This window comes from Streptomyces otsuchiensis (genome assembly GCF_004305975.1).
GTDB classification, from domain to species: Bacteria; Actinomycetota; Actinomycetes; order Streptomycetales; family Streptomycetaceae; genus Streptomyces; species Streptomyces otsuchiensis.
Genome location: NZ_BHZI01000031.1, coordinates 1 through 21,733, shown reverse-complemented (window position 1 = coordinate 21,733; position 21,733 = coordinate 1). Strand labels below are relative to the sequence as shown.

Here is a 21,733-nt window from a genome sequence, read left to right as displayed (position 1 = left end):
CCAACTGGCAGCGGCTGCCGCTGCAATGGGACGGCGGACAGGGTACGCCGGAGCGGGGCCTTCGGCACCTGCCGCCCACCGCCCCGTCCCCCCACGGGTGGCGGCCCGGTCCCGCGCGCTGCCGCGGTGCCGGGCCGCCGTTTCTTCCAGGCGCGCGGCCCGGCGCGCTTCGGGCGGTCCGCATGCCAGGTCGAAGCGACGCCCGGCGCGAGGTGACGCGACACGACGCGCCGCCGGTGTCAGTCGGGTGACAGCGGGAGGCGGGCCGATGTGGCGGCGGTCCGGGCTGCAATGAGAGGGCGTTCAGGGCGCCGGACCAGCCGGCAGCCCGCTACGTCTGAGGAGACGCCATGACGCAGAAGCCGGAACTCGCCACCCTCGCCGACGAGATCCTGGAGCTGGAGTCCGAGACCTTCGAGATCTCCGAGTACTCCGACGACGCGGAGATCGTCCTCGCGGGCTCGACCTCGACCTCGTCGACCTCCACCTGCTCCAGCACGACCAGCACCACCTCCTGCAGCGCCTGACCTTTCCGCGCCGCGGGATCAGCCCCGGTCCGGTACCGCACGTGCGGGCGGTACCGGACCGGTGTCCGGAGCGGGCACCGGCGTCGGCACGCGCGGGGGCGCGACCGGCACCCATCCGCACCGGCCATCCGGAACGCGACGCGAGACGGCACCGCAACGCGCGACGGCACCGCGACGCGAGACGGCACCGCGCACCGGCAGCACGGCGTGACGTGACGGCCGCCGCGCTCCCCGCCGAACGACCGGCGGCCCCCACAGGGCTGGGGCCGCCGGCCCCGTCGGCGGTCGCGGTTCTGTCAGTGATGTGACAGCGATGTGAAACCGGGACAGCGCTCCTGCTGGCAGCGCCCCCCGGTGCAATGAGGATCACGCCAGGACCCGCCGGACCAGCCGGTGCGGCCGTGACGCCCCAGGGAGACGCCATGACCCCGAAGCCCGAACTCGCCACCCTCGCCGACGAGATCCTGGAGCTGGAGTCCGAGACCTTCGAGATCTCCGACTACTCCGACGAGGCCGAGGTCGTCCTCGCCGGTTCCACCTCCTGCTCCTCCACCTCCACCTGTTCCAGCACCTGCAGCACCACCTCCTGCAGCGCCTGACCCACCTCCGCGCCGCACTGTCCCCCTCATCGGCGGCGGGACGCACGGACGCACGCTCAGACGGAGCCCGGCCGGCCCGACCCGGCCGGGCATCCGGTGTTCCAGGGACGGGAGCGTCACGGCCGTGCCGCGTTCAGGCGGCCGGACGGCGGGCGGCGCGCAGGAAGAGCCAGGCGCCGCCGAGGCCGAGCAGCAGGGCGGGCAGGTCGGCACCGGCGAGGGCGAACAAGGCCGCGGCGGCCCAGACGCGCAGGGCGACGGCGCGTTCCAGCCGGGCCGTCGAGGAAGAGCCAGTGTTTATGGTCGTCACCTTCTGCGAGAGGCGGGCAGGGGGCTACGCGGCGAGGAAGTACAGGGTGGTCGTCGTCACGGCGACGGTGAGGATGGAGCCCTTCAACAGCCGGGCGGGCAGGCGGCGGGCGAGATGCGCGCCGGCGAACCCACCGGCGACGGCGCCGACGAGCATCCCCGCCAGCAGCGGAAGGTCGCCGCGCACATCGGGCACGAAGAGGAAGAACGCAGCCGCGCTGACGTAGATCGCCGCGAGCTGCACGAGCCGCATGGGGTTGCCGGCCGCGGCGTCGAGGCCCAGCCCCACGCTCCACAGGGACATCATCAGGATGCCCACCGCCCCGCCGAAGTAGCCGCCGTACACCGCGAGGACGAACTGTCCGACGAGGACGGCACGGGGGCCGAGCGCCCCCGGGCGTCCCAGCACGGCGGTGACGAGCCGCGACAGCCGCCCGCCGAGCGCGAGCAGCAGCGTGGCGAACGCCAGCAGCCAGGGCAGCGCCGCGTCGAACGACGCGGCCGGGAGCGCCAGCAGCAGTCCGGCCCCGAGCGCCCCGCCGGCCAGGCTGATCGCCGTCAGCGCCTTCGTCGAGGCCCCGCCGAGCGGGGTGAGGCCGGCCCGGCAGACCCACGCGGACGCCACCGCCCCCGGCGCCAGCGCGATCCGCGACACCGCGTTCGCCGCGACGGGCGAGACCCCGAACGCCACCAGCGCGGGCAGTGCGACAAACGTGCCGCCGCCCCCGATGGCATTAAGCGCACCGGAAGCCACACCGACGAGCAGGATCAGCACGATGTCGTACACCTGTCGAGGATCCCCCGGCGACAAAGGGGCGCACAATGCGTAATCGCCGAACCCAGCCTTAGCCCAGGACGTAGGCTGACGGGGTGCGCTACGACCTGGACGACCTCCGGCTCTTCCTCCACACGGTGACGGAGGGGTCGATCACCGCGGGCGCGCGCCGGATGCGGCTGAGCCTGCCCTCGGCCAGCACGCGCGTCCGCGCGCTGGAACACCATGCCGGAGTGGCCCTGCTGGTGCGCGGACGGCGCGGCGTGCGGCCCACCCCCGCCGGAGCCACCCTGGCCCGGCACGCCCGCGAGGTACTCGACCGGACCGCCCGGCTGGAGAGCGCCGTGGCGAGCTACGTCCGGCCCGCCGCCGCACCGCTGCGCCTGCTGGCGGGCGGCTCCGCCATGCACCACCTGGTGCCGCGCGCCCTGGCCTCCTTCCTCAGCGTCCACCCCCACATCGACGTCACGGTCTCCGAGAGCCGCACCCCGGACACCGTGCGGCGACTGGCCGCCGGAGAGGCCGACCTGGCCGTGATCCTCGACGACGGCGCCCACGACGACGAGCTGCGCACGGAAACCCTCGGCGACGACTCCCTGGTGGTGATCGGCCAGCGCGGCGGGACCCTGTCCGGCCGGACCGCCGTCACCTACGAGGAGGTCGCGGAACACCCGCTGGTCGGACTCAACGCCGAGTCGTCGCTGCGTCAGTGGATCGAGGCGCGACTCGGGCCGCACTCCCCCGCGGTCCGCTACCGCACCGTCGTCGCGGGCCCCGGCGTCGTGGTGGACCTCGCCGCCGCCGGGGTCGGGCTGGCCATCGTGCCCCGCCGCACCTTCGGCCCGGACCAGCCGCTGGACGTGTGCGAACTGCTGGAACCGTGGGCCTCCCGCGAACACCTGCTGGCCTGGGGAGCGGGACCGCTCCGCGACGCGACGGCGCTCGCCGCCCTCGCCGACCACATCCGCCACGCCACCCGGGCCCGGCCGGCCTGATCCTGCCGCCGTGACCCGATTGGCCCGCCCGCTGCGGCGCCCGACCGCTCAGTGCACCTGAAGGCCGGTGGACGGACGCGGACGGGTGACGGTGAGGGTCGCGGCGGGCTGGAGGGTGAGCCGGGACGCCGCGTCGAGCTCGAGCCGCACGACACCGCCCCGGTGCTCGGCGAACGTGACGGTCACTGTCCGGCCGCCGACGGAGAGGAAGTCGCCGATGCGGATCTGCGCGGCGGGAAGGTGCAGGCTACGGGCCCTCAGTGCGGTCACGACGACTCTCCGGGCCCAGGAGCGGGACGCGTTTCCCGGAGCGCCGAGTTGAGGGCGGAAGCGTCCTCCCGGGTGAGGTTGCCGAGATGCACCAGGTAGCCGCCGCGACGGCAACCGTCGCACGGGTCGAGTACGTCGATGTCATCGAGGCGGACGCCGAGGTCCTTGATGTGATTGAACAACTCCCTGGCCACGTCTTCCGTTTCCTCACGGTCGGAGTTGGCGAAGCTGATCTCTTCGAACATGTCTTTCTCCAAAAGCATTGCGGTACAGGGGTGTTCAGCAGGCGCGCAACAGGCGCCGGGCGGGGGCGTCGCGACGGATCGGCCGGGCGGAGAGCGAGTAGAAGACGTCCACCTCGCCGAACCCGCAGACACGGTCGGGGCCACGGGAGTTGGCGCTCACCGGGCGGCCCCGGTGGAGCGCGTCGAGCTGAACGCGGTGGTGGTCGGCGTCCTCCGCCCACTCACGGAAGGTGCGGCCCGGGTTCCAGTCCGTCGCACCCATGACGACGAGCCCATGGGCGGCGAGCGGCCCGCCTCCGGGCGACGGGTCGAGCGCGTCCGCGATCCTCAGCGCCTGGCAGCGCAACCACTCCAGCGCCGCCCACGGGGTGTCGGCCCAGTGGCCACCGAGGTGCCACTCGCCACCCGCGTCCGGGCTCCGCACAACGGTCTCGCACCAGTACCCGTCCACGCGCGGCCGGTGGCTCACCGTGGGGGCGAGTTCGAATCTCGCGAACCGGTATCGGTCGGACGGCATTTCCTCAGCACCTCCAGGTGTTCGTCGATCGCACGGGCCAGGGCCGCGCTGCGGGCAAGCAGGTCGGCGAACGAGTCGTCCTCCGACGGGGGTTCGGACTCCGTCCGGTCCGAACGGATTGCGTTCACCGGCCTGCTCCCCTGTGCACGGACGGCACCGGCCCCGGGCGTTCCAGCAGCCTGGTGGTGATCATGGGGTGACCCCTCGCTCTGGTCGGCCCGCGTGGGCGATGCCCGACCGCTCCCGGGCCCGGACGGCTTCTCGATGCACCAAGACTCCCCCTAGTGATCACGCGCTCGCTAGGGGTAACTTCATCAATCGCGGGGGCATTGAAGGATGACCCACTGATACGTCTCGGAGCGGTGCACTGGTGGCAGGCAAGGGCAAGACGTTAGACCCCAAGAGCTCCGTCGCGGCGCTCCTCGGAATGAAGGTGCGGCGAGCACGTGAGCAACGGGGCCTGACACAAGCGGCGTTGGCCACCATGCTCTTCACCGCACCGAACCGGATCGCCCAGATCGAGCTGGCATCCGATCCCCCGACCTTCAAGATGATGAAGCAGCTGGAACAGGTCCTCGGCCTGGAGGATCAGCTCGAAGAGCTGTGGCACCTGATCGGAACCCAGCCCTACCCGAGCTGGTCGACTCGGTTTCTCCAGCTCCAGGCCAAGGCCAAGGTGATCTACGAGTTCGGCCACATCGTGCCGGGGCTGCTCCAGACCCCGGGCTATGCGCGCGCACTGATTGAGGCCGACCAGGTCTACGGCGAGTTCGAGGTGGACGAGCGAATCGACCAGCGAGTCGCGAGGCAGGCGATACTGGACTCCGACTGCCCTCCCTGGCTCTGGGTGGTTCTCGGAGAGGCCGCGTTGCTTCAAGTCGTTGGATCTACTGAAGTGATGCGAGACCAGTTGGACCATCTGCTAGACATGGGCCAGCGGAAGCGCGTACACATCCAGGTACTGCCGTTCTGCAAGACCGAGGCGGCCGCTCTGTCCGGCTCGATCTCGATCCTCCAGCTACCCGACGGAGGCCGCTTCGCCTATACGGAAGGCATCCACTCCGGGAAACTCATGGAGGATCAGGACCAGGTGACTCGTCACGACGTCCTCTACGACCGCCTCCAGTCCAGAGCACTGGACGAGGAGGCGTCGGCTGACTTCATCCGAACGGTACTGAAGGAGCGCTTTACGTGAGCATCGACCATCAGCCCAACTGGCGCACCAGCAGCTACAGCGGTGCGGGCGACAACAACTGCGTCGAGGTGGCGGACAACCAGCCGCAGGTCATGGTCCGCGACACCAAGCAGTCAGGCCACGGGCCGACCATCGCCATCTCTCCTTTCGCATGGCGGCAGTTCACCGCGACAGTGGCGGCGGAGAGCTTCCGTCTCTGACAGGGCAGCGGCCACCACTTGTGCAGGCGAACGTCACTTGCGTGGGCCCCGCCGTACCGGCTCGGCCGGAACGGCGGGGCTCTCACATCGCGCGGCAGGTGATCGGCTACCCATCTGTCCGCGTGAAGCCGAAGGAGCGGGATGAGTAGACGTCGATGTGGCCTCGCAGTTGTCGTGGCCGCCCTGATCGCGTGCACCGCCTGCTCCGGCGGCAGTACCGACGAAACGTCGGAGACCGCCCGCCCGGAGCCTTTGCGGGAGCTGCCCGAACTGGAGCTCTACGGTGCGGAGTCAGCAGCCGCGGCCAGTGTGCTCGACCCCGGGGAAGCCAGAGTGCTGGCCACCGCGCAGACAGGCGAGGAGACGCTCGTCTTCTTCACTCAGGACGGTTCCTGCGGCCTCGGCCTGGTGCGGACCGACCGTCCATCAGAGGTCGCGCTGCGGTTGACCTCCGAGGCGGGCTCGTCGGAGCACGGAGGCCAAGGGCGCCACCCGGGCGGCCCGTACCGCCAGACCAGCTCAAGCGGGCCTGACGGCAGGTGGTCGGCCGTGCTGTGCGGCGAGCACGCGATGGTCGTCGAATACGCTCCGGTCTCCTCCGCCGACGACATCGGCGACCTGGCGGGCGAGGTCGATTTCGTCACCGGACTGCCCGGCGACACCACAGTTTTCGCCGTCGCCGACGCGTCCCGAAGAGACCTCATCCTGCGCTCCACGACTGCGGACGGCTGAGGTCTACTCCTGTAGGGCGGTGCCACATCCGTGTGGGGGATGAGTTCGCCTCGCCCCCGGTCGGGTTCTGCAGGGCAATCCGGAGCGTGAATCGTGAACGCGAATCACCAACCGAATTCGCAGACCCCCACGGCTCCATCGTCTCTTACGAGAGCTGGTACATCGAGGTGACGGACAACCGACCGCAGATCTGGATCAGTGGCATCAAAGGCGCAGGTCACCGTGCCACCATCACGGCCCCCTCTCGCCACCTGGCGGCAGTTCACAGCAGCAGTGACGGTCGAATGCATCCGCTTCGGACGCGTCAGCGTGCGCACACCAAACCTGGTTCGACCCGCTCTACCGGCCGAGCGGAACGACATGGTCTTGCGTGCGAGCGCCGAACCGGCGACACTCCAAAAGTAACCACCCGCACACGGAGGGTATGGGCTATGAGTCGACAACGCACCGAAGCACGGGCAGGCGACGGCCTCCCCGGCACACCCTGGACCCCACCCCCGGACCCACCGTCGCCGGACGGTGAATCCCCACCCGGCGACGGCGATCACCGCAAGCCGAGTGGTGCAGGCGGCGCATGACCGCGCCCCCCGGGTCGCCCACCGACCGGGCGCTGACGGCTGACGACTGGCGAGCGCTGTTCGCCGTCGTGCCCCGGGAGTTGTTCCTTCCGGGGCTGGTCTGGCAGCACGACATGGCGACTGGCGTCAGCGTGGCGGTGGACCGCGACGCCGACCCGGACGGCTGGCTCGCGGCAGCCCGTGGCAACGACCCGATCGTCACACAGTGGGACGACGGCGACCACCACGGTCCCGGGCCCGGCACGCTGCCCACCAGCTCCGCGTCCATGCCCTCCGTCGTCGCCGCGATGCTGGAGGCCGCCGCGCTGACGCCGGGGATACGGGTGCTGGAGATCGGTACCGGTACGGGCTGGACAGCCGGCCTGATGGCGCGGCGCCTGGGCGAACACGCGGTCACCTCGGTGGAGGTGGACCCCGAGGTCGCCCGTCTCGCCGGGGCGTCGCTCCACGCGGCCGGGCTGCGCCCCCGGCTGGTCGTCGGCGACGGTCTGGGGGGCGCACCGGACGGGGCGCCGTACGACCGGCTGGTCTCCACCGTTGGCGTGCGGCAGCTCCCGTCAGCCTGGCTCGGCCAGGTCCGGGCGGGTGGGCTCATCGTCACGCCGTGGGGCACCCACTACAGCAACGGCGACGCTCTCGCCGTCCTCACCGTGAACGAGGACGGCACCGCCTCCGGCCGTTTCGCCCGGCCCCTGGAGTTCATGAAAGTCCGGTCCCAGCGGCTGGCGTTCCCCGACTTCGGGCCGGGGCTCGGACCGGTGGCCGACTCGGAGACAGACGACGTCCCACCCGATCACGGGCCCCGCCGCCCCTTCACCTTCGCCGCCGGACTCCTGCTCCCGGGAGTGACCCACGCGGTACAGCCACTGGAATCCGGCGGTCGTACGTTGTGGCTGTACGCGCTGGACGGCACCGCGTGGGCGAGTGCGACCCGCGCCGCCGACGCCACGGTGACCCGAGTACGGCAGGTCGGTGGGCGGCGACTGTGGGACGAGCTGGCCGGCGCCCACGCGTGGTGGCGGGCGGCCGGCGAACCCGGCAGCACCCGCTTCGGCATCACCGTGGGCCCCGACACCTTCACCCCCTGGCTGGACTCCCCGGACCACCGCGTTCCGGCGGGCTGAACGGATTCAACTCGCTGACGACCGACTACCTCGGGCCATGCGGGACGGACGCGCAGGTCCCGCCACGGCACCAGCCACAGCCCCCGCCTGAACGACATCGTTTTGCTCCCGGCCACGACCATCCGGGATGTGTCTTCGTGGCCCGCACCGCGATCGACCTGGACGAGGCAGATCGTCGCCGAGGTCCTGCAAGATCGCCAACGCATCAACACCTGGCTCCGCACGTTCGGCTACCTGCACGCCGACGAAGGCCCTTCGCCCGCGCGCATGAGGTCCAACGGCACGCCCTGAACGCAGGCCTCCACCATGCTCTGTCGCTCGCCGAGCCTCTGATCACCGCGACCGCCGAGCTGGACCGTGTGACGGTCCGCCATCACGACGGTGACTTCGACATGATCGCCTCCCTCACAGCACAGCCCACCAAGTGGCTGACAGCGCCGGGCCACGCCGTCCACGGACACATCGGTCTGCTGACCGGGCACCGGCCCGAGAAGCAGCACAAGAGCGCTCGTGGTGTAGTCCTGCGCCGAACGGGCGGGGCCTCGATCGCCGCCCCACAGCCGTGCGGGCGGTGGTGGGGCGGCGGCTCCGGCTCAGCGGTCAGCTGCCGGGTGTCAGGGGAAGGGGTGGGGGGCGAGTTTGGGTTCGGCGCCGGCGAGCTTCTGGCGGAGTCGCGGCAGCTGGAGGGCGCGCTGCCGGTTCCAGCCGAAGTCCAGGGGCAACAGCCCGGGGACGGTGGTGGAGACGGTGTGCAGTCCCATCCGGGCCTGTTCGGGGGTGGTCTGGTCGACGGCGATCACGTCGTGGCCGGCGCCCGCGAGTTCGTCGCGGAGCAGGTGGAGGTCGTCCAGCAGGTCGCCGGTGCGGGGACGGCGCTCGCTCCAGTCGGCGAAGACCTCGGCGATCGGGCGCGCCGGCGCGTCCTCCAGGTATTCGGCCGCGTAGGCGGTCATGCGGGGCAGTCCGTAGAGCTGGGCGTGGTCGGTGAGGTGTTTGACCTTGCTGAAGTCCTCGGCCAGTCCCTCCAGTTCCTCACGTCGCCCGGCGACCTGGAAGGGCAGGTGCGGGATGTAGGTCAGTACCTCGGAGAGGGCCGCCTCCAGGGTCTCCAGCGGGTCGAAGCCCGCGGCGGAGGCGAAGGAGAGCGTGCCGGGGCCGCCGTCGCGGCGAACAGCGAGGGCGGTGACCACGGGGATCGGCAGGTCGGTGCGGTTGTCGTAGGCGTGCACGTCGTAGCCGTGGAGCGCGGCGCGGTCCAGCATGGAGCGGACGGCCCGCCCCGTGCCGAGGGCCGGGTCGATGCGGGGCATCCGGGCCCGGGTGTACCAGGAGACGAGGAAGGCGTCGCGCTCGACGAGTTCGAGCAGACCGTAGAAGATCGCCTCTTCCAGGCAGCTTCCGGTGGCGCAGCCGTTGGAGCACTCGAAGACGAAGTTGTCGGCGGCGAGCCCGGCGCTGTAGTGGACGAGCCGGGAGGGGACGAGGATCGGGCGTCCGGCGCGCAGGGAGTAGCCCCAGATCCAGGGGATCTCCCGGTCGGGGTCGAACGGGCTTACCAACGGGTCCTGTTCGTAGGTGGCGGGCGCGTACTCCCCGCACACGCGGGGGTCGAGAACGGCGTGCCGTCCCTCGCGCCAGCGCAGCGCGCGGTAGGAGCCGAGGACGGGGGCGGTGCCGCGTCGTCGATGGGTCCCGGCGTAGCGCTCCAGGCCCTCCAGGTAGGCCAACTTGCGGCTGGTTCCGTAGGAGTTGGCCTGACCGCTCCAGGTCACGTCGTTGAGTCCGGCGTAGCCGCGCACGAAGTGGGAGCCGGAGACGGGCGCGGTGGTGGTGGAGGCCGGGTTGAGGTGGGTACCGCCGCCGAGGGCGCCGCAGACGGGGTTGGCGAGCGCGGCGGCCGGGAGGTCGTAGTCGTCGAGGCCCCGCACGCGGTAGCCGTCCACCGTCGGTTTGGGGGTCGGGGTGAGGTCCATCCAGGCGGACTCGGCGGTGTCCCGGCGGATCGGCACGCAGTGCGGGCAGAGGGGTTCGGGAAGCAGGGGGACGGTGACGAGGGCGAGGGTGACGAGGTCGACGCGGGTGACCTGCGGCAGGTGGGGTTCGGCGGGCGGCGTCGCGGTGGCGAGGGCGCGCAGCGTGTGCCAGACGGCGTCCACGGCGTGGTCGGTGAGGACGGGCCAGCCGTCGCCGCCGCCGGGCTGGTAGCCCAGCTCCAGCGCCTCTCGCTCGGACCGGCTGCGCAGCCGCTGCCAGCGGATGGCGAGGCACTGGCCGCAGGCGGTGGCGTGGGCCGTGGCCGGGGCGGTGGAGCCGGAACCGGGGGTGCCGGACGGGTGGGCCTCTCCGTGCCCGTCGGGGCCGGGCTCCCGGCCGACATCGGCGATGGCGCGGTCGGCGCCGGTGCCGGTGCCGGTCCCGGCCGGGAACCAGGGGCCGATGAGCACGGCGCGGGACGTCAGGTGGACGGTGGCGGCGGGCCGGTGTTCGGCCCACAGGTCTGCGCCGGTGCCGAGGGTGTCGGTGGCGCCCAGCGGCACCACGGTCGGCGCCGCCGCCCCGGGCAGCGCGGGGCCGCGCTCGGCCGCCCAGCGGTCGGCGAGCAGCCGCTCCAGCCGGTCGCGGGCGGCGGCGAAGGGGCCGGGCCCGGTGGCGGGCGGTCCGGCGGCCGGTGCGTTCGCGCTGGTGGCCGTCGTCATGAGTGGTTGCTCCAGCGGAAGGTCCGGGCGGCGATGGCGCCGAAGACGACGGTGAAGGCGACCAGGCCGGCGCAGCCCACCGCGATGTCCCCGAGGTCGCCGGAGCCGACCAGCGCGGCGGAGATCGCGTCGTTGAAGTAGCGCAGCGGCAGCGCCCAGGACAGCGTCTCCATCCAGCCGGGCATGAACTCCATCGGGAAGAAAGAGCCGGAGAGGAACGCCATCGGCACCATCACGCAGTTGGCGATGGCGGCGACCGCCTCGGGGGTGGAGGCGATGGAGCCGACGATGACGCCCATGGCGAGGAAGGCGGTGACGCCCAGGACCAGGATCGGCAGCGCCATCGGCCAGCGGGAGTCCAGTTCCATGCCGAAGGCGGGCAGCATCGCGACGGCGACGAACAACACGGCCTGCACCACGCCGATGACCAGCGCCAGGGTGTAGCGGGAGGCGAACACGGAGACCAGCGAGGTCGGGGTCATCCGGATCAGCCGCAGCAGGTCGTCGCGCCGCCACTGCATCAGCGCGAAGCCGACGCCGAAGACGGCGGCGTTGCCGACGCCCCAGGACAGGACGCCGGGTGCGGTGTAGCTGATGTAGGTGCGTCCGCTCTCGGCGACGTCCTGCCCGGAGAAGATCAGGCCGAAGACGACGAGGAAGATCAGCGGGAAGGCGAAGGTGAAGAAGAGGGTGGTCTTGTCCCGGACCGAGGCCCGGTAACCGGCCTGGCTCAGGGCCGTGTAGGCGCTCATGCGGTGCTCCGTGTGGGTCGTGAGTCGTGGGGTGGGCGGCCGGTGCTCGGGACGGTCGGGATGCTCGGGAGAGTCGGATGGTCGGGACGGGCCGGTGCGCGGACGAGGGACGCGTCGGTGCCGCGTGGGCTCAGGACGGGCCGGTCAGCTGGAGGTAGACGTCCTCCAGGCTGACGGTGCGGGTCTGGACCCCCTCCAGCCCCGCGACCTTGGCGACCTCCGCGAGGGCCACGCCCGAGTCGGAGGTCCGCAGCACCACCATGTCGCCGTCCACGGTGACGTTGGCGACGCCCGGCAGCGCGCGGGCCGTCTCCAGCGGCAGCCGCGCGGCGGGCACCAGGAGCCGGGTGTCGCCGGTCCCGGCGGCGATGAGCCGGCCCGGGGTGTCCAGGGCGGTGATGGCCCCGCGCACCATGATGGCGACCCGGTCGCACAACTCCTGTGCCTCGTCGAGGTGATGGGTGGTGTAGATGATGGTGCGCCCGGCGCCCTTGAGGTCGCGGAGCACCTGCCAGAGGTCACGGCGGGCCTGCGGGTCGAGGGCGGCGGTCGGCTCGTCCAGGAAGATCAGCTCGGGGTCGTGGACGAGCGCGGAGGCGATCGCGAGGCGCTGCCGCTGGCCGCCGGAGAGCTCGTCGACGCGGACCTCGGCCTGAGCGGTGAGGCCGACCGTCTCCAACGTCCTTTTCGCGCCGTCTCGTTCGACGCCGTAGAGGGCGGCGACGGTCTCCAGGTGCTCGCGTGCGGTGAGCCGGACGAAGAAGGCGGAGGACTGGGTCTGCACGCCCAGGCGCGGCAGCAGCGCGGCGTCCCGCTTGGAGGGGAGGTGGCCGAGGACGGAGACGGTGCCGGAGTCGGGGCGGCGCAGCCCCTCCATGATCTCGACCAGGGTCGTCTTGCCCGCGCCGTTGGGGCCGAGCAGGCCGAAGAACTCGCCGCGCGGCACGGTGAACGTGACGCCGTCCACGGCCGGCTTGGAGCCGTAGCTCTTGCGTACGTCCGCGAGTTCGACGGCCGGTTCCCCGCTGCCCGGCGGGGTGCCGCCCGCTTCGGCACCGGCGGAAGCACCGGTCGACGATGCGCCGGGCGTCGGGTCGGGGGATGTTGGCTGCACGTGGTTCTCCTTGGTCGGGACGGCGCTCAGGTGGCCGTCAGCAGTGCGTGGAAGAGCAGGCCGACGGCCATCACCAGGACGCACACCGAGACGACGACGAGGGCGGCGTATCCGCCGTAGACGCGCTGGGCGCGGGCCGGGTACGCCGCAGCCGCCGGGTCGCGACGGGCGGCGAGCATCGTCCAGGTCCGGGTGGAGGACGCCAACTGAGCTGTTCCCAGCAGCTGTTCGGTGATCTTGTAGCCGTCGAGCGGGGACAGCGGCACCAGCATGGCGAGCGCCTGGATCGTACCGAGCAGCAGCAGAGCGGCCAGCAGGTCGGCGGTGAGGTCGTCCAGCGGCGCCAGCAGCCACAGGGCGCCGAACGGGAGCAGGAAGAGCAGGTTCGTCACCGCGCCGGCGGCGGCGGTGGCGATCCGCTGCCACCGTGTGGCGAGGTAGGGGAAGTCCTCGACGGTGCAGTACATCATCACCAGCGGCAGCCGCCAGCGCAGGCCGATCTCGCCGACCCGGCCGCCGTAGTGGCGGGCGGTGACCCCGTGGGCGAGTTCGTGCAGCGCGGTGCTCAGCCACAGCAGGCAGACCAGTGCCAGCACCATGGCCGGTTCGCCGAAGGTCCGGGCGGTGCCCGCCGCGAGGTCGCCGAAGCGCGCGAGCGCCGCCACCTCCAGGGCGGCCACGGCGGCCAGCAGCGGCACCATCACCCACGAGCTCAGCAACGGGCGGAGGGCCCCGTGCAGCCGGGTGGTGGTGCGGTGGGCGTCGGCCACCATGCGGATCGACCCGGACAGTGCGGTGTTGCGCCGCGGACTCGGTTTCGCGTCAACGGAGTTCGCCGCGTTCGCCGCGTGGGGGGAAGCGGGCACCGGCTCCGGGGAGCCTTCCAGGAGCCTGCGGGTGCCGAGCATCCCGAGCATCTTTCCCCAGTGCTCCTCGCCCAGCCGCTTGCCGAACTCATCGGCGTAGTCGGTGCCGAGCTCGTGCAGGGTGCGGGTGCCGTCCATCCGGGAGATCAGGAAGTGCTCGCGCGGCCCGACCTCGAACGCCCTCTCCGAGACCGGGTCCTTGACCAGGTGGACGGTGCGGGGTCCACGCAGCAGGGGGTCGCTGAGCAGCACGCCACCGCGCAGCCGGGGACGGTAGCCGGCCGCCGCGTCGCCGCCGGTGGTGGTCGTGCCGGTCACGCCGCCTCCCCCGCCCCTCCGGCGCCCGCCGTCTCCATCGGGTACTCGCTCAGGGTGCGGCCCAGCATGTGTGAGAGGTATGCCTCGTCCTGGATGGTGACATGCAGCCGGTTGTTGGTCATGTGCATATACGGCGAGAGCAGTCGGCGGAGCGCGTCGGCGGGATCGGTGACGACCTGTTCCCGGTCCTCGTGGGCGCCCCGGAAGACCAGCTGTCCGGACTCGGCCAACGCCACTGCCCGGTCGCGTAGTTCGCGGCTGTGGTCGGCCCAGCCCGCGAGGAAGGCCGGCAGCCGCCCGGTGGCCGTGGCACTGGCGGTGTCTCCGGACCCGGCGGCCTCGTCGGCGGCGGTGACCGCAGCACGCGCCCGGGTGTACTGCGCGGCGAGTTGCGGCGCGACGTCGTTGAACCGCCGGTCGTACTCGGTGGAGCCGACGAAGCCGGTGTTGGGGAACGCGCGGTGCCAGAACTGGTAGTAGCTGTCCATGTACTCGGCCAGCCGCTCGCGGGTGGGCAGGAAGGCGGTGGACATCACGGTCATCAACTGGGCGGCGGTGCCCAGCAGTACGGTCCGCAGGTGGAGGTTCTTGGTGCCGAAGGCGTCGATCACCAGGTCACTGGAGCGGCGGAAGTGCCATTCGGCGAGTTCTATCCCGGCCGGGCCGCCGTACTTGGCGTACTCGGGCTCGTAGGGCACCCGGCGGAAGGTGTTGTTGGGCTGGAGGTTCATCCGGCCCTCGGCGTCGGTGTACTCGGCCCGCTCCACGCTGGAGAACTCGATCTCGAAGAGCTTGTTGTAGAACTCGTTGAGGAAGCCGGAGTCGACCTCGTAGAGCGCGGGCCGCTCGGCCAGGAACCGGGCGAGTGCCTCTTCGGTGCGGCCGCGCACCTCCTCGGCGGCCTCCGGCCGGGCCGGCTTGATCCGCAGCCGGATGTGCGGACCCTCCAGCCAGTAGTTGATGAAGAAGTACCCGGCGAGCAGTCCGTCGGACTCCAGCTCGGCGACCAGGGGGCGCACACAGTTCAGCAGCAGCGGACGGGGGTTGGCCGCGTAGTAGATGTGGGTGGCCTGCCAGGCGCCGGCACCGTCCGCGCCCGTGGCCGTGGCCGTGGCGGCGGTCGAGGGTTTCGGGTCGGTCGTCATCGGGTCTCCCCAGCGGCTTCGGGTGCGGACACATACACAGGTGCGGACACGTCCGCGTCACGGGCCAGGACCGGAGTGACGGTCTCCACGGCCAGTTCCGCGACGTGCGCGCCGCGCCGGGAGACGGCGTGCAGGCTGTCCTCGTCGGGCAGCATCTCGCGGAAGGTCACGGAGGCTTGGGGGTTCTTGAGCAGCGCCTCGAACGCCATCAGCGACAGCGCGCTGGCGAAGTCCAGGTACTGGGGCTTGGCGGCGGTGCCGCCCCGGGCGCCACCGCCGGTCACGGTGGCGAAGACCTGTCCGGGGAGCCGGTGGTGTGCGCGCCAGCGCTGCCAGCCGAGGAACCAGGCGGCGTCGGTGGATTCGGGAGTGCGCAGCGGCAGTACGGCCGCGTCCGCCGTCCAGGAGCGGCGGGAGAGGACGACCCTGCCGTGGCGGACGCGCGGGCGCCGGGTCACGCCGTCCACGGCCCGCGACTCGGGGACACCGCCCCAGGGGTCGATCCGCGCCATGGACGTCGGGGAGAGCAGCAGCAGGGTGCGCGGGATCTCCGGCAGCGCCAGCGGGACCAGATAGCCGAGGTAGACGGGGATGACCTCGCGGTCCAGCCGCAGCGACCGCAGCACCAGCCGGTCCTCGGCGAGGTCGTGGTCGAGGACCAGGTCGTCCAGCGGGATGCGGTACTCGGCCGGTACCGGCGAGGTCTCGCCCGGGCAGACGATCTCGTAGTCGGTCAGGCGGCCGTGCAGGTTGAGGTTGCTGGTGACCGTGCCGCCGGTGACCTCGGCGAACACCGCGCCGGGCGGCTGGAGTTCGCGTGCCTGGTCGCGCAGCCGGCCGGCCAGCGTGGGGGCGTCGCCCTCGAAGCAGTGGGTGAACCGGCTGAAGGGAAAGGACAGCCCGCCGAAGGAGCGGTTGAGCACCAGCGTCGGATCGCCTCCCCCCGACGGCTCGGCCAGCTGGAGATGGTGGCTGTACAGCGCGAACCGGGGTGCCGCGTCGCCCAGTTCTGCGGAGACCTCCGCCATCAGCTCCGGGCTGAGGACCACTTCCTCCGCGTCGCCGTCGCGCTCCCACAGTTCCTTCATCCGGCCGCCGAAGAGGGAGCGGGCGGCGTCCAGCGACTTCAGCCGGGGCTGTCCCAGCCAGTTCTCCTCGGGCACATAGCGGCCGTCCCGGTCGAACGGGGTGCGCCGGGAGGTGAAGGAGATGTACTGGTCGAAGAGGTCCTCGTGGAAGTCGTGGACCAGCTTCAGCAGGTCGGTGCAGCGCCCGCCGCGGCCGTAGCGGGCGACGAAGAAGCCCTGAAGGGTGATGCGTTGGGGCAGCGTGACGTCGAACGCGGGCAGCACGCTCTCCACCGCGCGCAGCGAGCCGGCCAGCATGCCGGACCAGGCGGGGTAGGGGGTGCGCAGTTCGGGGCCGACGGCGTCCTCGTAGAGCACCGTCTGCGGCACTCGCGGGTTCTCCGCGCCCAGCGACTCCTGCACGGACCGCAGTCCGGCGCGCAGTTCGGCGACGAGCGCGCGGCGCTGGCCGGCGGAGGCGCCGGGGAACCGGTCCAGGCAGTCGATCGGGCCGCGCAGCGCCTCGGCCACGTCCAGCGCCCAGCCGCTGCCGAGGTCGGCGAGGGAAAGCGCGAACGCCCGCAGTGGGTCGGTGTCGTGGACGCCGGTGCGCAGCGTCGGGGTCTGCACCATGCCGAGTCCGAGCAGCGCGGAGAGGTACTGCTCGCACTGCTCCTCGTCGGCGTTCTCCTCCTCGGCCAGCCAGGCGGCGAGTTCGCCGTAGCGCAGGGTCTCCCGCTCCTCGAAGAGGCGCAGCATCTTCTCCAGCGTGCCGCTGCGCCGCAGGAAGAACAGCCGGTCCTTGACGGTGTCGAAGGTGACGGCGGTGTCGTCGTCGCCCGCGGTGACCCAGCGCCGCACGTACCGCACCCGGTCGGCGTCGCGGCCCCAGCCGGAGGCCAGGGAGACCGGCAGGTCGGCGCGGCGCGCGGGGTCGGCGAGGACGGCCTCGGCGACGCGGTCCAGGGCGAGCACGTTCAGCCGGGGGTGGCTGGACCAGGAACCGTCGGTGCCACCGTCGAGGTCCAGGCCGCGCGGGTGCGGGCCGGGGGTGGCGGGGTCGGTGAACTCGCCGAGGCCGACACCGGTGAAGGTGGAGAAGGGGCTGGTCTTGCACGCGGTCCGGTAGAGGTAGGACAGCAGGGAGCGTTCGGCCTTCCGGGCCCGCTTGTCGGGGCGGTCGGGCGCGGACCGTATGAAGGCGTCCAGTTGGGCGTCGAGCGTCGGGGAGGCCAGGAGCACGCCCCTTCGCAGCCGCTCCTCGCGAGCCAGGCGGCGCAACTCCGCTCGTGTTTCGGTGAGTTCGGCGGCGAGCACGGCGGCGCCGTCGGCCTCCAGGGCGGCGAGCCGGGCGCGGTCGGTGATCCAGGCGCCGAGGATCTCGCCCACCTGCGGGCGGCGGGTGTGGACCAGGGCGAGATCGCCGTCCGGGTCACGGGGCAGCCGGTTGTTGAAGACCTCGCGGCGCAGCCGCAGCAGGCGGCGACGGTCGGCCGTTACTCCGCCACCGCCACCCCCGTCGCCGGTGCGGTCGCCATCCGTGTCACCGGCCTGCGGCTCCTGTGCGACGAGGTCGTGCAGCAGGTCGCCCAGTTCGGCCCCCGCCGCGGCCAGCCGCGCTGTCTCGGTGAGGACGGCGTCGGCCCACTCGCGGGAGTCCGGGCAGCGCAGCCGCCGCACCGAATCCACGGGCAGGCCGGCGACCCGCGCCATGAACGTGCGGTTCACCGACCACGGGCGCGGTGCGCCGCCGGCGGGAATGCCGGTTGAGGCGGGCGGCGCGGGGGCGGGAGATGAAGCGGGTTGCGTCAGCGCGGTCGGCTGGACGGGCGGCGTCACGGCGGTCTCCTTCCGGTACGGAGGTCGGTCAGGCGAGTTCGTAGCGGAAGTCGGCGGGGCTGGTGCGTTCCCGTCCGACCATCATGATCAACAACGGTGACTCACCGCGCTCTTCGAGACCCAGCTCCTCGGTATAGGAGACGTTGTCGAAACCGAGGGCGACCCCGCAGCCGATGTCGAGCGCCGCGCAGGCGGTGTAGGTGGCCTGGGCGGTCGAGCCGATGAGCGAGTTGGCGAGCCGGTAGCCCCGGTCGCCCGTGGCGTCGAGCACCGCGTGGACGCGGGCGGTGGAGACCAGCACGGCGCCCGCCTGCTCCAGGTTGTAGTTGGAGAGGAAGTAGTTGCGCTGGAGGAAGGCGCCCGCGTTGCCGGCGGTGATCCGGCGCAGGGAGGGCCCCTCCGGGTCCTGCGCGTCGTAGGCGTAGGCGCCCGGTTCGACACCCTCGACATGGCTGACGAAGACGTACAGCCCGGTGAGGGCGGGCCCTTCGGCCGGCGGCTCGGTGTCGCCGCCGAGGGAACCGCCGGCCGCGGCGGCGGCCAGGCAGGCGGACAACTGCGGTGCGCTGAGCGGGAGTCGGCGGTCGAAACGGCCGAAGCTGCTGCGGCGGGCCCGCAGCGCGGTCCGCACATCGGTCTCCAGGGGCTCGGGCTCCGGGAGCGCGACGCGCGGCAGTTCGCGGTCCGGGGCGGGTGGCACGGCCGCCGCCAGCGCGGCGGCGGCGGGCCGCTCGGTGGCATGGGCCGACGTCAGCCGCTGCATGGTGGTCACGGCGTCGAAGGTGGAGACGCGACGCGAGCGCTCCACATCGCGATGCGCGACGGCGACGGCGTCGAGAGCGGCGGACGGGGCGGCGGGCACGTCGGTGACGGCCACATCGGCGGCTTGCTGTTCGACGCGGCTGGCCGCCGGGGCGGCGCGCCGTCGTCCGGTGTCCGCCCAGCGCAGCGGCACCACCGCGAACACCCCCTCCTCCAGCGGCCCGACGCCCAGCAGCTCCGCCAGACGGCGCTCGTCGAACCACAGCGCCGGCTCGACCTCAAGACCCCGCGCGCGGGCCCACATCCGCCAAGTCCCCAGCAGGGCGCCGAAATCCATGGAGACCACGTGGAAGGAGAAGCTGTTGTACTTGAAGGCGTTCTGCCAGAACTTCACGCCCAGCACCAGGTACTGGTCGGTGGGCGGCCCCGGAGCGCTGTCGCCGAGGGCGTCGCGCACCCGGGCGCTGACGTCGCCGGTGAGCAGCCGCTGCATGGTGTGCCGGGCGGTGGAGTAGTAGTGGACGCCGGGCGTCAACGGCCCGGAGGCGCCGGAGACCCAGTAGACGCTGACCGGGTACAGCCCGCCGCCGGAGGCGGTGCCCCGCGACCAGTTGGCCATCCGGTAGTGCGGCAGCGCCGCCAGGTCGGAGTTGGCCTGCACGCCGAGTCGGCGGCCGGTGAGGCCGTAGGAGTCACGCAGCATCCCGCCGAGGCTCCGCAGGTCGAAGCCGTCGGGTTCGGTGGCGGGTGGCCGGGGGTCGAGACCGAGGCCCTGGCGGAGCGAGGCGGCGGCCGGGTAGTCGCCGTCGGGCAGCGGCACCGTGTCGGTGCCGGGGTAGAGCTTGCCCTTGCGGGGCCCGTCGACCCAGTCGGGTACGTGGTCGACCGGTTCCATCGGGTTCCGCCCGCGATGCATGATCGCGGTGGCGTAGGCGTGGGCCTCACCCATCGAAGTGCTCCTTCTGCTGCGTGACGCGGGCGGTTCGTGCGGTGGTGACGGCGGTGACAGCGGCGACGGTGGTGACGGAGGTCGGGGGCGGGGCGGTGTGCGGAGGTGGCGGGATACCGATGTCAGGGGAAGGGATGCGGCGCCGGGTTGAGATCGTCCGGCTCCAGCTCCCTCTCCCGCAGTCCGGCGGCCCGCAGCGCGGTCCGCATCCGGGGCATCCGCAGGGCGCGCTGCCGTGACCAGCCGAAGTCGATGGGCAGCAGCCCGGGGACCATCACGCTGACCGTGTTGAGTCCCAGCCGCCGCTGCTCGGGCATCGTCTGGTCGACCACCACCACGTCGAACCCGGCTCCGGTGACCGCCTCCAGGCAGGCCCGCAGATCCTGGTGGACGTCGTCGGAGAGGGCCGGGACCGATCCGTCGCCGAAGGTCTCCGCCATGGACCGGGCGGGCCGGCGCGGTTCGCCGGGCGCGCCGATGAGGAACTCAGCATGGCGCCCCATCTCCGGTACCCCGTACACCAGCGGGTGGTCGTGGAGGGCGGTGACCTTGTCGAAGTCGGCCGCCATCGCGTGCAGTTTGTCGTGGTCGCGCTCCAGGCGTTCCGGGAGGTTGACCGAGTCGGTGGCGATCTCGCACAGCGCTCCGGCCATCGCCGACTCCGGGTCGAGCCCGGCCCCGGCGCCGAAGCACATCCGGCCCGGCCCGCCGTCGTGGCGGACCGCGACGCCGGTGACCACCGGGATCGAACGGAAGCTGATCCGGGTGTCGAAGAACCGGGCCTCGTAGCCGTACATCTCCAGCCGGTCGACCATCTCGCGGGTGGCGCGCCGGGTGGAGCTGCGGGGGTCGATCTCGGGCAGCGCGGCTCGTCCGTACCAGGTGAGCAGGAAGGCGTCGCGTTCGACGACCTCCATCAGGCCGAAGTAGACGGCCTCCTCCAACGACCCTCCGGAGGCACAGCCGTTGGAGCTCTCCTGGACGAACCGGTTCTCCAGACCCGGTGAGTGGTAGTAGCTGAGCACCTCGGGCACCAGCACCGGCCGCTCATCGCGCAGCGAGTAGCCCCACACCCACGGGATCTCACGGTCGGTGGTGAACGGAGCGACCCGTGGGTTGGCTTCGTGGAACTCCGGTGAGTACAGGCCGACTTCGCGCGGGTCGACGAGGCGCTCACCACGCGCGGTCAGCCCGTCGAGCGAACCGCGGACGACGGTGGCGGCGCCACGCGCACGCATCCCCGCGTACCGTTCCAGCCCCTCCAGGATGCCCACGCGCACGCTCTCGCCGAACGTGTCCGCGTGCCCGCCCCAGAAGGTCTCCCGCAGATAGTCGCCGGCCCGCATGGTGAAGCAGCCGATCGTCGCGGATGTCGAGGTCGAGGAGACGTCGTAGACGACCGAGGGGCCGAGCGCACCGCACAGCGGGTTGGTCCACGGCTCGGTCGGCAGGTCGTAGGAGCCGATCTCCCGCACCCGGGAGGCGCCCGGCCGGTGCTTGGGCGCCGGCCCCAGCCGCAGCGTGGCGCGGTCGGCGCTGTCCGGCTCGGCGTGGGCGCAGCGCGGGCACTCCGGGTCGGGCACCAGCGGGTAGCCGCGGACGGTGAGCGTCTGGAGGTCGACCAGCCACACGTCGTCGTACGGGCCGGCGCCGCGCGGCCGGTCCCGGTCCCGTTCGGCGGCGATCAGGGACGCCAGCGCGTCGACCGCGAACGGCGTCACATAGGGGGAGGCGCCGACGGCCCGGGTGCCCGAGCCCAGCTCCAGTGCCTCCCGCAGCGGCAGCGAGCGCACACCCTGCCAGCGGCGGGCCAGGCAGTGCGGGCACGCCCGCGCACCGGGCAGCGGGCCGACGACCGCGTGGCGGCCGTACAGCGCGACCGGTACCCCGGTGTCGGCACCGTCGCAGCCGTCGCCCGGCTCCCCGCCGTAGCCGCCGTACCGCTGGGCGCCGGGGGCGTAGGCGTCACGGATGCCCAACTCCCTTACGGCCACCGCAGTTTCCGGGCAGCCCAGCCCGGCGAGCGCCCGGCGCAGCTGCCCGGCGAACCGACGGCAGGTGAGCGCGGGTGAATCGGCCGCGGGCGTACCCGTGGCACCGGGCGCGGGTCCGGGCGTCGGTCCGGGCGCGGGTGTGGGTGTGGGGGTGGGTGTGGGCGG

General features: G+C 72.3%; 20 protein-coding genes. 7 read left to right on the top strand and 13 right to left on the bottom strand.

Annotation, left to right across the window (positions count from 1 at the left end; all coding sequences use genetic code 11):
• Positions 1-350: 350 nt before the first annotated feature.
• Both E0D90_RS05250 and E0D90_RS05245 read left to right on the top strand, forming a co-directional pair.
• Positions 351-527: a thiazolylpeptide-type bacteriocin gene (locus E0D90_RS05250; RefSeq protein ID WP_103502582.1), complete on the top strand. Its 177-nt coding sequence runs from the start codon at positions 351-353 to the stop codon at positions 525-527.
• A gap of 422 nt (positions 528-949) precedes the next feature.
• Positions 950-1,126 (top strand): thiazolylpeptide-type bacteriocin, encoded by a 177-nt coding sequence (locus tag E0D90_RS05245; RefSeq protein ID WP_103502583.1) that lies wholly within the window; start codon positions 950-952, stop codon positions 1,124-1,126.
• Positions 1,127-1,259: 133 nt separating this feature from the next.
• Here E0D90_RS05245 and E0D90_RS26480 read toward each other — a convergent pair whose 3' ends face one another.
• On the bottom strand, positions 1,260-1,436 hold the full coding sequence (locus E0D90_RS26480; RefSeq protein ID WP_157996815.1) for a hypothetical protein: 177 nt from the start codon (positions 1,434-1,436) through the stop codon (positions 1,260-1,262).
• 24 nt (positions 1,437-1,460) lie between these two features.
• The gene (locus tag E0D90_RS05240) at positions 1,461-2,222 is read right to left on the bottom strand and encodes a TSUP family transporter (protein ID WP_130796777.1); all 762 of its coding nucleotides are present in this window, start codon (positions 2,220-2,222) and stop codon (positions 1,461-1,463) included.
• A gap of 83 nt (positions 2,223-2,305) precedes the next feature.
• Here E0D90_RS05240 and E0D90_RS05235 point away from each other — a divergent pair, with 83 nt between their 5' ends.
• The gene (locus tag E0D90_RS05235; protein ID WP_130796776.1) at positions 2,306-3,205 is read left to right on the top strand and encodes a LysR family transcriptional regulator; all 900 of its coding nucleotides are present in this window, start codon (positions 2,306-2,308) and stop codon (positions 3,203-3,205) included.
• A 48-nt stretch (positions 3,206-3,253) separates the two neighbouring features.
• Here E0D90_RS05235 and E0D90_RS05230 read toward each other — a convergent pair whose 3' ends face one another.
• From E0D90_RS05230 to E0D90_RS05220, 3 genes are read right to left on the bottom strand one after another with little or no spacing between them, the layout of a single operon-like run.
• Positions 3,254-3,475 carry a hypothetical protein gene (locus tag E0D90_RS05230; RefSeq protein ID WP_103502585.1) on the bottom strand — a complete coding sequence of 74 codons (222 nt, stop codon included), beginning with the start codon at positions 3,473-3,475 and terminating at the stop codon, positions 3,254-3,256.
• The gene (locus E0D90_RS05225) at positions 3,472-3,720 is read right to left on the bottom strand and encodes a hypothetical protein (protein WP_130796775.1); all 249 of its coding nucleotides are present in this window, start codon (positions 3,718-3,720) and stop codon (positions 3,472-3,474) included. The genes E0D90_RS05230 and E0D90_RS05225 overlap by 4 nt, the downstream gene beginning before the upstream one ends.
• Before the next feature lie 34 nt (positions 3,721-3,754).
• On the bottom strand, positions 3,755-4,237 hold the full coding sequence (locus E0D90_RS05220; protein ID WP_130796774.1) for a hypothetical protein: 483 nt from the start codon (positions 4,235-4,237) through the stop codon (positions 3,755-3,757).
• Between the two features lie 370 nt (positions 4,238-4,607).
• Here E0D90_RS05220 and E0D90_RS05215 point away from each other — a divergent pair, with 370 nt between their 5' ends.
• From E0D90_RS05215 to E0D90_RS05200, 4 genes are all read left to right on the top strand, one after another.
• Complete coding sequence (locus tag E0D90_RS05215; RefSeq protein ID WP_130796773.1) at positions 4,608-5,432, top strand: helix-turn-helix domain-containing protein; 825 nt, start codon at positions 4,608-4,610, stop codon at positions 5,430-5,432.
• Positions 5,429-5,632 (top strand): DUF397 domain-containing protein, encoded by a 204-nt coding sequence (locus E0D90_RS05210; RefSeq protein ID WP_227870007.1) that lies wholly within the window; start codon positions 5,429-5,431, stop codon positions 5,630-5,632. The genes E0D90_RS05215 and E0D90_RS05210 overlap by 4 nt, the downstream gene beginning before the upstream one ends.
• Positions 5,633-5,773: 141 nt before the next feature.
• Positions 5,774-6,364 (top strand): hypothetical protein, encoded by a 591-nt coding sequence (locus tag E0D90_RS05205; protein WP_130796772.1) that lies wholly within the window; start codon positions 5,774-5,776, stop codon positions 6,362-6,364.
• A 574-nt stretch (positions 6,365-6,938) separates the two neighbouring features.
• Positions 6,939-8,066, top strand: a complete 1,128-nt coding sequence (locus E0D90_RS05200; RefSeq protein WP_130796771.1) for a methyltransferase domain-containing protein — start codon at positions 6,939-6,941, stop codon at positions 8,064-8,066.
• Between the two features lie 614 nt (positions 8,067-8,680).
• Here the strand turns inward: E0D90_RS05200 and E0D90_RS05195 are convergent.
• From E0D90_RS05195 to E0D90_RS05160, 8 genes are all read right to left on the bottom strand, one after another.
• A complete protein-coding gene (locus tag E0D90_RS05195; RefSeq protein WP_130796770.1) occupies positions 8,681-10,762 on the bottom strand; it encodes a TOMM precursor leader peptide-binding protein in 2,082 nt (693 codons plus the stop codon).
• Positions 10,759-11,514 (bottom strand): ABC transporter permease, encoded by a 756-nt coding sequence (locus E0D90_RS05190; RefSeq protein ID WP_103500641.1) that lies wholly within the window; start codon positions 11,512-11,514, stop codon positions 10,759-10,761. Before E0D90_RS05190 ends, E0D90_RS05195 begins: the two co-directional genes overlap by 4 nt.
• A gap of 130 nt (positions 11,515-11,644) precedes the next feature.
• Positions 11,645-12,628, bottom strand: coding sequence for an ABC transporter ATP-binding protein (locus E0D90_RS05185; protein WP_130796769.1), 984 nt, complete (start codon positions 12,626-12,628; stop codon positions 11,645-11,647).
• A 26-nt stretch (positions 12,629-12,654) separates the two neighbouring features.
• Positions 12,655-13,812 (bottom strand): metalloprotease, encoded by a 1,158-nt coding sequence (locus tag E0D90_RS05180; RefSeq protein WP_130796768.1) that lies wholly within the window; start codon positions 13,810-13,812, stop codon positions 12,655-12,657.
• Complete coding sequence (locus tag E0D90_RS05175) at positions 13,809-14,957, bottom strand: lantibiotic dehydratase C-terminal domain-containing protein (RefSeq protein WP_130796767.1); 1,149 nt, start codon at positions 14,955-14,957, stop codon at positions 13,809-13,811. The genes E0D90_RS05180 and E0D90_RS05175 overlap by 4 nt, the downstream gene beginning before the upstream one ends.
• Complete coding sequence (locus E0D90_RS05170) at positions 14,954-17,737, bottom strand: lantibiotic dehydratase (protein WP_130796766.1); 2,784 nt, start codon at positions 17,735-17,737, stop codon at positions 14,954-14,956. Before E0D90_RS05170 ends, E0D90_RS05175 begins: the two co-directional genes overlap by 4 nt.
• A 154-nt stretch (positions 17,738-17,891) precedes the next feature.
• Positions 17,892-19,574 (bottom strand): nitroreductase family protein, encoded by a 1,683-nt coding sequence (locus tag E0D90_RS05165; protein ID WP_130796765.1) that lies wholly within the window; start codon positions 19,572-19,574, stop codon positions 17,892-17,894.
• 122 nt (positions 19,575-19,696) lie between these two features.
• Positions 19,697-21,733 (bottom strand): TOMM precursor leader peptide-binding protein (locus tag E0D90_RS05160; protein ID WP_438827371.1); only part of this gene is annotated, 2,037 nt, incomplete at its 5' end.